The sequence below is a fragment of the Pseudomonas ficuserectae genome (assembly GCF_024584585.1).
Lineage (GTDB): Bacteria > Pseudomonadota > Gammaproteobacteria > Pseudomonadales > Pseudomonadaceae > Aquipseudomonas > Aquipseudomonas amygdali.
Genome location: NZ_CP085684.1, coordinates 4,981,837 through 4,994,748, shown reverse-complemented (window position 1 = coordinate 4,994,748; position 12,912 = coordinate 4,981,837). Strand labels below are relative to the sequence as shown.

At 58.1% G+C, this 12,912-nt stretch carries 13 protein-coding genes and 1 tRNA gene; 6 read left to right on the top strand and 8 right to left on the bottom strand.

Annotation, left to right across the window (positions count from 1 at the left end; translation table 11 throughout):
* Positions 1-210: 210 nt before the first annotated feature.
* The 8 genes from ychF to LJU29_RS22120 form a co-directional block, all read right to left on the bottom strand.
* Positions 211-1,311 (bottom strand): redox-regulated ATPase YchF, encoded by a 1,101-nt coding sequence (gene ychF / locus LJU29_RS22155; RefSeq protein ID WP_004663905.1) that lies wholly within the window; start codon positions 1,309-1,311, stop codon positions 211-213.
* Between the two features lie 21 nt (positions 1,312-1,332).
* Positions 1,333-1,917, bottom strand: a complete 585-nt coding sequence (gene pth, locus LJU29_RS22150) for an aminoacyl-tRNA hydrolase (protein WP_003317127.1) — start codon at positions 1,915-1,917, stop codon at positions 1,333-1,335.
* Positions 1,918-2,081: 164 nt separating this feature from the next.
* The gene (locus LJU29_RS22145; RefSeq protein ID WP_002552144.1) at positions 2,082-2,693 is read right to left on the bottom strand and encodes a 50S ribosomal protein L25/general stress protein Ctc; all 612 of its coding nucleotides are present in this window, start codon (positions 2,691-2,693) and stop codon (positions 2,082-2,084) included.
* 124 nt (positions 2,694-2,817) lie between these two features.
* Complete coding sequence (locus tag LJU29_RS22140; RefSeq protein WP_002552145.1) at positions 2,818-3,759, bottom strand: ribose-phosphate pyrophosphokinase; 942 nt, start codon at positions 3,757-3,759, stop codon at positions 2,818-2,820.
* A 45-nt stretch (positions 3,760-3,804) separates the two neighbouring features.
* A tRNA-Gln gene (locus LJU29_RS22135) sits at positions 3,805-3,879 on the bottom strand.
* Positions 3,880-3,925: 46 nt separating this feature from the next.
* The gene (ispE, locus tag LJU29_RS22130) at positions 3,926-4,765 is read right to left on the bottom strand and encodes a 4-(cytidine 5'-diphospho)-2-C-methyl-D-erythritol kinase (protein ID WP_257112845.1); all 840 of its coding nucleotides are present in this window, start codon (positions 4,763-4,765) and stop codon (positions 3,926-3,928) included.
* A 20-nt stretch (positions 4,766-4,785) separates the two neighbouring features.
* Complete coding sequence (lolB, locus tag LJU29_RS22125; protein WP_004660426.1) at positions 4,786-5,403, bottom strand: lipoprotein insertase outer membrane protein LolB; 618 nt, start codon at positions 5,401-5,403, stop codon at positions 4,786-4,788.
* A 4-nt stretch (positions 5,404-5,407) separates the two neighbouring features.
* Positions 5,408-7,135: a tetratricopeptide repeat protein gene (locus tag LJU29_RS22120; protein WP_257111201.1), complete on the bottom strand. Its 1,728-nt coding sequence runs from the start codon at positions 7,133-7,135 to the stop codon at positions 5,408-5,410.
* 226 nt (positions 7,136-7,361) lie between these two features.
* On the opposite strand from LJU29_RS22120, the gene hemA reads away from it, so the two are divergent.
* The 6 genes from hemA (at position 7,362) to LJU29_RS22090 (ending at position 12,761) form a co-directional block, all read left to right on the top strand.
* Positions 7,362-8,639 (top strand): glutamyl-tRNA reductase, encoded by a 1,278-nt coding sequence (gene hemA / locus LJU29_RS22115; protein WP_257111200.1) that lies wholly within the window; start codon positions 7,362-7,364, stop codon positions 8,637-8,639.
* Positions 8,636-9,718: a peptide chain release factor 1 gene (gene prfA, locus LJU29_RS22110; RefSeq protein WP_002552150.1), complete on the top strand. Its 1,083-nt coding sequence runs from the start codon at positions 8,636-8,638 to the stop codon at positions 9,716-9,718. Before hemA ends, prfA begins: the two co-directional genes overlap by 4 nt.
* Entirely contained in the window at positions 9,719-10,552 is an 834-nt protein-coding gene (prmC, locus tag LJU29_RS22105; RefSeq protein WP_005746222.1) for a peptide chain release factor N(5)-glutamine methyltransferase, read from the top strand. It abuts the gene before it with no gap.
* A complete protein-coding gene (locus tag LJU29_RS22100) occupies positions 10,546-11,316 on the top strand; it encodes a molybdopterin-synthase adenylyltransferase MoeB (RefSeq protein WP_162266881.1) in 771 nt (256 codons plus the stop codon). The genes prmC and LJU29_RS22100 overlap by 7 nt, the downstream gene beginning before the upstream one ends.
* Entirely contained in the window at positions 11,309-12,124 is an 816-nt protein-coding gene (gene murI, locus LJU29_RS22095) for a glutamate racemase (RefSeq protein ID WP_005777964.1), read from the top strand. Before LJU29_RS22100 ends, murI begins: the two co-directional genes overlap by 8 nt.
* Before the next feature lie 118 nt (positions 12,125-12,242).
* On the top strand, positions 12,243-12,761 hold the full coding sequence (locus LJU29_RS22090) for an acyloxyacyl hydrolase (protein WP_257111199.1): 519 nt from the start codon (positions 12,243-12,245) through the stop codon (positions 12,759-12,761).
* Positions 12,762-12,912 lie beyond the last annotated feature (151 nt).

The window sequence follows — 12,912 nt, the reverse complement described above, 5'->3', positions numbered from 1 at the left end:
ATGAATGTTTAAATGACGTGGATGAGCGGCGGTAAAAAAACGACATTTTACATAGAAAAATAGACATCCCCATCAAATAATTTGAGGGCGTCTGCAATCGTGTAGCCAACCGACGGTGCCAATGCCTGAAACGCGAAAGCCCCAGATAATGGGGCTTTCGTGATAGAGGAATCTGCACTTGCCGAGATCCCGCTGGACGCTGCCTATGGCCTACACGTTAAACCTGAAATGCATCACATCACCATCCTTGACGATGTATTCCTTGCCTTCCAGACGCCATTTACCCGCTTCCTTGGCACCGGCTTCACCCTTGAACTGGATGAAGTCGTCATAGGCCACGACTTCGGCACGAATAAAGCCTTTTTCAAAGTCGGTGTGGATGACACCTGCGGCCTGTGGTGCGGTGGCACCGACGCGAACGGTCCAGGCGCGGACTTCTTCGACACCTGCGGTGAAGTAGGTCTGCAGGTGAAGCATTTCGTAGCCCGCGCGAATAACGCGGTTCAGGCCGGGTTCTTCGAGGCCCAGCGCTTCGAGGAACATGTCTTTTTCTTCGCCGTCATCCAGTTCGGCGATTTCGGCTTCGATCTTGTTGCAGACCGGCACCAGCATTGCGCCTTCTTCTTCGGCGATGGCGCGGACCACGTCCAGCAACGGGTTGTTCTCGAAACCGTCTTCGGCAACGTTGGCAATGTACATGACCGGCTTGGTGGTCAGCAGGTGGAAGCCACGGATGGTGGCCTTCTCGTCGTTGCTCATGCTCTTCATCAGGCTGCGTGCTGGCTTGCCTTCGCTGAAGTGGGCGATCAGTTGTTCAAGCAGGCCTTTCTGGACCACTGCGTCCTTGTCACCGCCCTTGGCATTGCGCGTGACCTTTTGCAGTTGCTTCTCGCAGCTGTCGAGGTCAGCGAAGATCAGTTCCAGATCGATGATCTCGATGTCGCGCTTGGGGTCGACGCTGTTGGAGACGTGAATCACGTTCTCGTCTTCAAAGCAGCGCACCACGTGAGCGATGGCGTCGGTCTCGCGGATGTTGGCGAGGAACTTGTTGCCCAGGCCTTCGCCTTTTGAGGCGCCTGCCACCAGGCCTGCGATGTCGACGAACTCCATGGTGGTCGGCAGGATGCGTTTCGGGTTGACGATGGCTGCCAGGGCCGCCAGGCGCGGGTCAGGCATCGGCACGATGCCGCTGTTCGGTTCAATGGTGCAGAAGGGGAAGTTCTCGGCCGCAATACCAGATTTGGTCAGGGCGTTGAACAGGGTGGACTTGCCGACGTTAGGCAGGCCGACGATGCCGCAATTGAATCCCATGGTGTTTCCCCTCGAGTGATGTCAGGCCTTCTGGCTGTGCAGGTTTTTCATCGCCCGGTTCCATTCACCGGCGAAGATATCCGGCAGCACGCCGAGGGCAAAATCGATACTGGCGTCCAGTTTTTCCTGTTCGGCGCGTGGCGCTCGACCCAGGACAAAGCCGGATACCTTGCTGGCATCGCCCGGGTGGCCGATGCCAAGCCGCAAGCGATGAAATGTGTTCTGGTTGCCGAGCTGCGCGATGATGTCGCGCAGGCCGTTATGACCGCCATGGCCGCCACCCACTTTGAGTTTGGCAACGCCCGGAGGCAGGTCCAGCTCGTCATGCGCCACCAGAATCGACTCAACCGGAATACGGTAGAAACCGGCGAGTGCCGCGACGGCCTGGCCGCTACGGTTCATGTAGGTGGTGGGGATCAGCAGACGAACATCCTGACCTTGATGCGTAAAACGCCCGGTCAGGCCAAAGAATTTGCGCTCGGGAACGAGATTGACTCGCTGCGCCGCAGCAATACGCTCAACAAAAAAAGCCCCTGCGTTATGCCGGGTCTGTTCGTATTCAGCGCCTGGATTTCCCAGACCCACGATCAGTTGTATGGCGGTCACGACAGGGGCTCTTCCTTTGGAGTTGAGGGTTAAACCGCTGGCGACAGCGGCAATGTAGGCGAAAACTGCTCATTTACCATGATGTAAACTCAGCGATCTCGCCCGCTTTGCCTGCTATCGCTCGCGATGTTTCCTGAGCAACTCCGACGTTACCAAGTAATGAATTACTCGGCTGCGCCTTCTTCACCTTCTTCTGCTTCGTCTTTGACGATGCGCGGTGCGTGGACGTTGGCGATTGCCAGGTCAGTACCGTGTGCCAAGGCAACGAACTCGACGCCTTTAGGTGCTTTCAGCTCGGACAGGTGAACGTTGTCGCCCACTTCCAGCGCGCCCAGATCAACTTCGATGAACTCAGGCAGGTCTTTAGGCAGGCAGGTCACTTCCAGTTCAGTGGTAGTGTGCGAGATCTCGCCGCCTTTCTTGACTGGAGCTTCTTCGTTCAGGAAGTGGATCGGCACGATTGCGGTCAGTTTCTGGCCGGCAATAACGCGCACGAAGTCAGCGTGCATCACGTGGCCTTTGGCCGGGTGACGTTGCAGCGCCTTGATGATGACGTTCTGCTTCTGGCCGCCAACGTTCAGCTCGATGATGTGGCTGTAGGCCGCATCGTTTTCGAGCAGTTTGGCAACTTCCTTGGCCAGCATGCTGATGGACTCAGGGGCTTTGTCGCCACCGTAGACTACAGCTGGAACCAGGCTGGCGAGACGACGCAGGCGGCGGCTCGCACCTTTCCCCAGGTCGGAACGCTGTTCTGCATTCAGGGTAAATTCGTTCATGTTGTATCTCCAAATTAACCACATCCGCCGTTGCGTTTGCGACCAGCGCTTGGGCGGTATGGGCAAAAAAGCCCCGCCCTGACCGGATGTCAGGGCGGGGCGCTTTTCGTCTGCGTGATGTCAGTTAACGGAACATCGCGCTGATCGATTCTTCATTGCTGATGCGGCGAACCGCTTCGGCGACTACCGGCGCAATATCCAGTTGACGGATACGGCTGCAGGCTTGTGCTGCTGCGGACAACGGGATGGTGTTAGTGACCACCAGTTCGTCCAGCACGGAATTTTCAATGTTTTCGATCGCCCGGCCCGACAGCACAGGGTGTGTGCAGTAGGCAAAGACCTTGGCTGCGCCATGCTCTTTCAAGGCCTTGGCCGCGTGGCACAGGGTGCCGGCGGTGTCGACCATGTCATCGACCAGAATACAGGTACGCCCTTCGACATCACCGATGATATGCATCACTTCAGAGTGATTGGCTTTCTCACGGCGTTTGTCGATAATACCGAGATCGACGCCCAGGGATTTAGCGACAGCACGTGCACGCACGACGCCGCCGATATCGGGGGAAACGATCATCAGGTTTTCAAAGCGCTGGTCTTCGATGTCATCCACCAGAACGGGGGAGCCGTAGATGTTATCTACCGGAATATCGAAGAAACCCTGGATCTGGTCAGCATGAAGATCAACCGTGAGAACACGGTCGATTCCCACCACGGTGAGCATGTCAGCAACAACTTTCGCGCTGATGGCAACACGTGCGGAGCGCGGACGGCGATCCTGGCGGGCATAACCAAAGTAGGGAATCACAGCAGTGATTCGGGACGCTGAGGAGCGGCGGAAGGCATCAGCCATCACAACCAGTTCCATCAGGTTATCGTTCGTTGGTGCGCAAGTCGGCTGAATGATGAAGACGTCTTTACCGCGTACGTTTTCATTAATCTCAGTGCTGATTTCGCCGTCGGAAAATTTTCCGACAGAAACATCACCGAGTGGGATATGCAGCTGACGTACTACACGCCGAGCGAGATCGGGGTTGGCATTCCCCGTAAAGACCATCATCTTGGACACGCGCAGTACCTAGAGGCTGAGGGTAACCTGGATGAGTATAGAAAATGGCAGGGGCGGCTGGATTCGAACCAACGCATGGCAGGATCAAAACCTGCTGCCTTACCGCTTGGCGACGCCCCTGTATTGAATCAATCGAGTGCTTGGCACTCAATTCCTGTTACAGAATTTACAGCTTGCGATGCAACATCGAAATGTTACTTCCTTTCGCTACGAACCCCGTAAGGGTCTCTGTAAGAAGGGCCGAGACTTTATCAGCTTCAGCTTTGTTTGGGAAGGCCCCAAACACACAACTTCCAGTTCCGGTTAATTTTGCTTCGGTAAAATTACCTAAAAAATTCAAAGCGTTACGTACTTCTGGGTAACGCCTCTCTACAACCGCCTTACAGTCATTTCGACTGTTTCCCTTGGGAACGGGGCGCACTTTAATGGGCGGCGTGTCGCGTGTCAACAACGGATCTGAAAAAATTTCTGCTGTACTTACAGCGACTTGCGGAACGAGCACCAAATACCAGGGTTCTTCGGGGTCAACCGGGGTGAGAATTTCCCCGACACCCTCAGCAAATGCGGCGTGTCCACGGACAAAAACCGGTACATCAGCGCCCAGAGTCAGGCCCAGTTGCGCCAGACGATCTTCATCCCAGCCAAGCTGCCACAAATGATTCAGCGCCAGCAGTGTGGTGGCAGCATCCGAGCTGCCGCCGCCAATGCCGCCGCCCATGGGCAGGCGTTTTTCCAGCCAGATATCCATGCCCAGCGTGCAACCGGACTGTTTTTGCAGCGCGCGGGCGGCTTTGACGATCAGATTGCTGTCATGCGGGACGCCGGGTACATCGGTCTGCAGACAAATTTCGCCGTCCTCACGAACGGTAAAGCCCAGTTCGTCACCATAATCGAGAAACTGAAACAGGGTTTGCAGCTCATGGTAGCCGTCCGGGCGGCGTCCCAGAATGTGCAGCATCAGGTTCAGCTTTGCCGGGGCAGGCAAAACCAGCTGGGGTGTGGCCATGTCTTGTAATGCAGTCATGGTCATTGCCCGAGTTTGCGAGGCTGCCAGTCCTTGATGACCAGCGTGACATCGAGGTCCTGGCCGTGCAGCTTGACGCGTTCGGGCAGCCAATAGCCATTCTGTTCGACATAACTGAGGTATTCCACCTGCCAGCCGTCCTGTTCAAGGCTGGCCAGACGGCTGTCGCCATCAAGCGTCACGTTGCTTTTGCTGTCCGGTGCCGGCAAACCGCGCACCCACCATACGAGGTGGGAAACCGGCAGTTTCCAGCCCAGTTGATCCTGAAGCAGTGTTTCCGGCGTTGTGGCTTCGTAGCGGCCCTGGTTGGCGACTTCAAGCGCGACAGCGCCGGGCCTGCCGGTCAGTCGTGCTGCGCCACGGCCGAGCGGACCGGACAAGCGGATATCGTAGTAATCCTGACGCTGCAGCCAGAACAGGGTGCCGCTGCCGGAGTCCTTCGGCGCACGAATACCGACCTTGCCGTTGATCTGCCAGCCATCGAGGCTGCTCAGTTGCTGTTTGTGTTCGCGCCATTGCGCGGGGTCGCCCTTGCCCTGAACGGCTTCGCGGGAAGTGAGACCGGCACAGCCGGTGAGCAGGGCGATGAGGCTGAATACGATTACGTGGCGCAAAAACATAACGTCAAAGGGTCTCTGAACCGGTCAAGCGTCGCAGTGTGCTGCGCAGGACGGTGCTGTCGGGTTGTTGTTCCAGGGCCTTGGCCCATACTTTCCGGGCTTCGCGCTGTTCGCCTTTGGCCCAGAGTACTTCTCCCAGATGTGCGGCTACTTCGTGGTCAGGGAAGCGTTCGAGCGCCTGGCGCAGGTAGCGTTCGGCAGCATCCAGATTGCCCATGCGGTAATTCACCCAGCCAAGGCTGTCGAGAACCGCCGGATCGTCGGGGCTGATCTGATGGGCTTTCTCGATCAGTTCGCGGGCTTCGGCGTAACGCGTGGTGCGATCGGAGAGGGTGTAGCCCAGTGCATTCAGCGCCATGGCGTTTTCCGGCTCGCGCTTGATGATGCTGCGCAGGTCTTTTTCCATCTGCGCCAGATCATTGCGCTTTTCAGCCAGCATGGCGCGGGTATAGAGCAGGTTGGCGTCGTCCGGGTATTGCTTGAGTGCCGTGTTCAGCACCTGCCAGCCGCGATCCAGTTGATCATTGCTGGTCAGGGTTTCGGCCCCGATCAGGTACAGCTGAATGGCGAAATCGGGCTCTTCGGCACGTGCTTCAGCCAGGCGTTTGGCCGCTTCTGCGCCGTTGCCATTGCTGACCAGAATATCGGCCTGGCGCAATTGAGCCGCCAGAAAGTCCGGGCCCGGACCGACCTGAGCGTATTCGTTGAGCGCGCTTTGCTGGTCCTCACGTTCTTCGTGGATGCGGCCGAGATTCAAATGCGCTGAATCGACGTGTGCACCACGGACGATCAGTTCTTCCAGGTAGCCAGCTGCTTCGTCCCAAGCCTTGGCTTCAAGGCATACCAAGGCCAGCGAGAAGCGCAGCTCGTCGTCATCCGGATATTGCTGCAAAAGGGCGGAAAACTGCACTTTGGCGTCTTCCATGCGGTTTTGCTCAACGAGCATGCGCGCATACGTCAGGCGCAGGCGTTTGTCGTCCGGGTATTTCTTGATGCTTTTCTCAAGCAGGGGCACCGCTTCCTTGCCCCGGTTCATGCTTTGCAGCAGACGGGCATGCAGCAGTATGGGCGCGATTTCGCCTTCTTTGGGCGGGTTGTCTTCCAGCAGCTTCAACGACTGTTCGGCGTCACCATTCTGCTGAAGCAACAGCGCCTTGCCGAAAATCAGCTGGCTGTTGTTCGGGTATTTGCCCAGCAACCGATCAAAACTTTTGAGCAGGCCGTTGCGGGTGTCCGGATCGGTTTCGGCCGCGGACAGTGCCAGAAAGTCGAAGTGCGTGTCGCCCTGACCCTGCAGGACTCTCTCCATGTACACCAGAGAATCGTCGTAACGTCCCGCGCGCGCCAGTTGAATGGCTGCGGCGCGTTGCGCTTCAAGGTCGGTCGGTGCGTTTCTTGCCCAGATCAGCGCGGTTTCCAGCGCAGACTGATCAGCGCCCATGTATTCGGCGATCTGATAGGCGCGTTCGGAGACCCCCGGGTCCTGAGTCTTGATCGCCTGGGTAACGTAGTTATCCAGGGCGATGTCGAAGCGGTTGCGCTGGCCGGCCAGCTCCGCGCTCAACAGGCTGACCAGGGTGTCCTGAGTGAACGAACCATAGACCTTCGGCTTGGCTTCAGGCGCGGGAGGGGCGTCTTTCTGAGCGGGCACGGGCTGTGACGAGGCGGGGGCCATTGACTGGCAGCCGCCTAGAAAGGCAAGAGCAAGGAACAACGCGGAGGATCTATTCATATATAAGAAGGGCGGCTTACCTGCGGTGGGAGCATCATGACACAAGGCTGTTGGCAAAACCCACAGCCGTCGGAAAAACTGATGCAATGCGTGTGTTTGCAGTGTCGCGAGCCTGAAAACGCAGGCTGTGACGATCGATTGTAGTGGGACAATAATATGTGGTGGTTGTTCTGAGCTTATTGAAGTAGGACAATTACCGGCTTAACGTCACCACCTGCGACCCTGAATGGCCTTCCTTGCACTCGGTATCAATCATAAGACCGCCTCGGTCGACGTTCGCGAGCGCGTGGCATTTACCCCGGAACAGTTGGTGGAGGCGTTGCAGCAGCTTTGCCACCTGACCGAAAGTCGCGAGGCTGCGATTCTTTCAACCTGTAATCGCAGCGAGTTGTACATCGAGCACGAGCATCTCGGTGCGGACAGCATTCTTGCCTGGCTTGCCAATTACCATCACCTCAGCCTGGAAGAACTGCGCGCCAGCGCTTACGTCCATGAGGACGATGCCGCCGTGCGACACATGATGCGTGTCGCTTCGGGGCTCGACTCCCTGGTGCTCGGCGAGCCGCAGATTCTTGGCCAGATGAAGTCTGCGTATGCCGTTGCGCGCGAGGCCGGAACGGTCGGGCCGTTACTGGGACGTCTGTTTCAGGCCACGTTCAGCGCTGCCAAACAGGTGCGTACAGACACTGCAATTGGTGAAAACCCGGTGTCCGTGGCCTTCGCCGCGGTCAGTCTGGCCAAACAGATTTTCAGTGACCTGCAACGCAGTCAGGCCTTGTTGATCGGTGCGGGCGAGACCATTACTCTGGTCGCCCGGCATCTGCATGACCTGGGCGTCAAGCGTATCGTGGTTGCCAACCGTACGCTGGAGCGCGCCAGCATGCTGGCTGCCGAGTTCGGTGCCCATGCGGTGTTGCTGTCGGATATCCCGGCCGAGCTGGTCAACAGCGATATCGTGATCAGCTCCACCGCCAGCCAGTTGCCGATCCTGGGCAAGGGGGCCGTGGAAAGTGCGCTGAAACTGCGCAAGCACAAACCGATTTTCATGGTCGATATTGCCGTACCGCGGGATATCGAGCCTGAAGTCGGCGAACTGGACGACGTTTACCTGTACAGCGTTGATGATCTGCACGAAGTGGTGGCAGAAAATCTCAAGAGTCGCCAGGGGGCTGCACTGGCTGCCGAGCAGCTGGTCAGCGTGGGTGCCGAAGACTTCATGTCGCGGCTGCGTGAACTGGCGGCGGTCGATGTGTTGCGCGCCTATCGTCAGCAAAGCGAACGGCTGCGTGACGAAGAACTGAGCAAGGCGCAACGTATGCTGGCCAACGGCAGTAATGCCGAGGACGTATTGATCCAGCTGGCACGCGGTCTGACCAACAAATTGCTGCACGCACCCAGCGTGCAGCTCAAGAAGCTGTCTTCCGAAGGTCGCGTCGATGCGCTGGCCATGGCCCAGGAACTTTTTGCCCTCGGTGAGGGCTCGACGGATAAAACCCCGCAATGAAAGCTTCACTGCTCAATAAGCTGGATGTCCTCAGCGACCGTTTCGAGGAACTGACCGCGCTGCTCGGCGATGCCGAAGTGATCAGCGATCAGACACGCTTTCGCGCCTATTCCCGTGAGTACGCCGAAGTGGAGCCGGTCGTTGCGCTTTACCAACAGCTGATCAGGGTGCAGGGTGATCTGGAGGGCGCGCAGGCGCTGCTCAAGGACAGCGACCCGGACATGCGCGAAATGGCCGTCGAGGAAGTTCGCGAAACAAAACAGCAACTGGTCGAGCTGGAAGCGCAATTGCAGCGCATGTTGTTGCCCAAGGACCCGAACGACGGCCGCAACGTGTTTCTAGAGATCCGTGCGGGCACCGGCGGTGATGAAGCCGCGATCTTCTCCGGTGACCTGTTTCGCATGTACTCGCGTTACGCCGAGCGGCGTGGCTGGCGGGTGGAAATTCTGTCCGAAAACGAAGGCGAGCATGGCGGCTACAAGGAAGTCATTGCGCGCGTCGAGGGGGACAGCGTCTACGGCAAGCTGAAATTCGAGTCCGGCGCGCACCGTGTGCAGCGCGTGCCCGAGACCGAGTCGCAGGGTCGCATCCACACGTCTGCCTGTACGGTTGCAGTGCTGCCGGAGCCTGACGAGCAACAGGCGATCGAGATCAACCCGGCCGACCTGCGTGTCGACACCTATCGCTCCTCAGGGGCCGGTGGTCAGCACGTCAACAAAACCGACTCGGCGATCCGCATTACCCACTTGCCATCGGGTATTGTCGTCGAATGCCAGGAAGAGCGTTCGCAGCACAAGAACAGGGCCCGGGCAATGTCCTGGCTATCTGCCAAACTGAATGATCAGCAGACCAGCGCGGCGGCCAACGCCATCGCCAGCGAGCGCAAGCTGCTCGTGGGGTCGGGTGATCGTTCCGAGCGTATTCGTACGTATAATTTCCCTCAAGGGCGAGTGACGGATCACCGCGTGAACCTGACGCTGTATTCGCTGGATGAAGTTCTGGCGGGCGGGGTCGATGCAGTGATAGAGCCGCTACTCGCTGAATATCAGGCTGATCAACTTGCGGCACTGGGTGAGTAAATGACCATCATCGCAAGTTTGTTAAGAAGCGCCGAGCTTCCCGATTCACCGACCGCGCGGCTCGACATAGAGCTGCTGCTGGCGGCAGCGCTGGGCAAACCGCGCAGCTTTCTGCACACCTGGCCTGAGCGCATCGTCAGCACCGAGGCTGCGCTGGCCTTTGCAGGTTATTTGCAGCGTCGACGCACGGGCGAACCGGTGGCTTACATTCTCGGTCAGCAAGGTTTCTGGAAGCTTGATCTGGAAGTAGCGCCGCATACCTTGATCCCGCGGCCAGAGACCGAAATGCTGGTCGAGGCAGCGCTGGAACTGGTGCCTGCGTTCGCGCCCGCCAAGGTGCTTGACTTGGGCACCGGCACTGGGGCGATTGCGCTGGCGCTGGCCAACGAGCGCCAACAATGGAAAGTCACAGCGGTCGACCGTGTGCCTGAAGCGGTGGCGCTGGCCGAACGCAACCGCCAGCGTCTGCAACTGGATAACGCCCAAGTGCTCAACAGCCACTGGTTCAGTGCTCTGGAAGGGCAGCAGTTTGATCTGATCATCAGTAACCCGCCGTACATCGCTGACGCTGATCCGCATCTGTCGGCCGGTGATGTACGTTTCGAGCCGAGTAGCGCGTTGACTGCCGGTTCCGACGGGCTGGACGATTTGCGCACGATCATTGCCGACGCACCGGTGCACCTCAGCGCCGATGGCTGGCTGCTGCTGGAGCACGGTTACGATCAAGGTCCGGCGGTGCGCGAACTGTTGATCCGTCATGGTTTCGAGCGCATCCAGACCCGCCGTGATCTGGGTGAGCACGAGCGCATCACGTTCGGATGCAAGCCGTGCTGAGTGATCAGGAGCTGCTGCGCTACAGTCGCCAGATTCTGCTGCAACACGTTGATATCGACGGCCAGCTGCGCCTCAAGCAAAGTCGCGCGCTGATCGTCGGCGTCGGCGGGCTTGGTTCGCCGGTGGCCCTTTATCTGGCCGCCGCAGGGGTCGGTGAACTGCATCTGGCGGATTTTGATCACGTCGACCTGACCAACCTGCAACGCCAGATCATTCATGATACCCAGAGCATCGGACAGGCCAAGGTAGATTCGGCTCTGGCCCGGCTCAAGGCGATCAATCCCGAGATCACTCTCGTCGCCCATCGCTCAGCGCTGGATACCGACTCACTGGAGGCGGCGGTGCAGGCTGTCGATCTGGTGCTGGATTGCTCGGATAATTTCGCCACCCGCGAAGCGGTCAATGCCACCTGTGTCGCTGCCGGCAAGCCGTTGGTCAGCGGTGCTGCCATTCGGCTTGAAGGGCAGTTGTCGGTGTTCGATCCGCGTCGTGCGGACAGCCCGTGTTACCACTGCCTGTACGGTCACGGCAGCGAAGCCGAACTGACCTGCAGCGAGGCCGGTGTCATCGGGCCGCTGGTTGGCCTGGTTGGCAGCCTGCAAGCACTCGAAGCCTTGAAGCTGCTGGCCGGTTTTGGCGAGCCAATGGTCGGGCGACTGTTATTGATTGATGCCTTGAGTACCCGTTTCCGTGAACTGAAAGTCAAGCGCGACCCGGCGTGCAGCGTTTGCAGTGCAGCAAGCGGGCAGAGCGAACATGCCTGACATGCAGATGAGCCATGCCAGCGATGCGCCTGTCGCAATCTTTGATTCCGGGGTCGGTGGCCTTTCAGTGCTCAATGAAATCCGCCAGTTGCTGCCCAGCGAGTCACTGCTCTATCTGGCGGACTGCGGGCATATTCCTTATGGCGAAAAGACCCCTGAATTCATTACCGAGCGGTGCCTGACAATTGCGGGATTCTTCCGCGAGCAGGGTGCCAAGGCACTGGTCGTCGCCTGCAACACCGCAACGGCGGCGGGCGTGGCGCACATTCGTCAACGCTACCCGGACTGGCCAATTGTGGGTATGGAGCCTGCTGTCAAACCTGCTGCCGAGGCGACCCGCAGCGGTGTTGTCGGTGTGCTGGCGACTACCGGAACGCTACAAAGCGCCCGGTTTGCGGCGTTGCTGGACCGATTTGCCAACGATGTTCGGGTCGTGACCCAGCCGTGCCCAGGGCTGGTCGAACTGATCGAAACCGGTGATCTGCTCAGTCCGAAAATCCGTCAATTGCTGCTGCATTATGTCGAGCCGCTGCTGGCAGCGCGCTGTGACACGATCATTCTGGGCTGTACTCACTACCCGTTTCTCAAACCTTTGTTGCGGGAGATGCTTCCCGAATCGGTCACCCTGATCGACACCGGGGCTGCGGTAGCGCGTCAGTTACAGCGTCTTTTGTCGCGTTCCAGCCTTCTTGCCACTGGCGACGCGCGAGATACTGTGTATTGGTCTAGTGACATTCCGGACAATTTCAGAAAAATCCTACCTTTTTTGTCGCAAAGTCCTGGCAATGTGAGAAGCTTCCGTTTGTAAAAAAAACGTGAAAAAAGGCGCTTTTGGGGTGAACTAACGTCGCCTCCGCGGCTTCTATAAAAGCGGCTGATGAATTCCAACACTTTTCGTACAATTTAATATAATTAGGACGTTTCTCATGAAGAGACTCTTTTGCCTGGCCGTGATTGCGGCCGCTTTGGCAGGGCAAGCTTCAATCGCGCAGGCTGATGATGTTGAGTTTTCGGTCGGTCAGACCGGCGAGTCGACCATGACTTATCGTCTGGGCGTGCAGTTCGATTGGGATAAAACCTGGCTGCAAAGCGACATCGGCCGTTTGACCGGCTACTGGGATGGCGCTTACACCTATTGGGATGGCAAGGACTACAAGGATAACCACAGCCTGTCGTTCTCCCCAGTTCTGGTCTACGAGTTCGGCAACGGCAACGTCAAGCCTTACGTAGAAGCCGGTATCGGCGTCTCGGTGTTCTCCAACACCCAGGTTGAAGATCGCAAGTTCGGTTCTGCCTTCAACTTCGAAGACCGCATTGGTTTCGGTCTGCGCTTCGCGGGCGGGCATGAAGTCGGCATCCGCGCGACTCACTATTCCAACGCCGGCATCAAAGAGCCGAACGACGGTATAGAAAGCTACGCACTGCACTACAAGATGCCGTTCTGATTTGACTGGCATTCGTGCCAACGCTTCGCTGCAGCACAACGTAATGCCCTGCCCAAAAGCCATTGCGCATAAAATGCTTTTTTATCGCGATGGCACTGACAACGCAGAGTGCGACGTTAGTGACGGCTGAGCTCTGACGCTGATCCGGGGG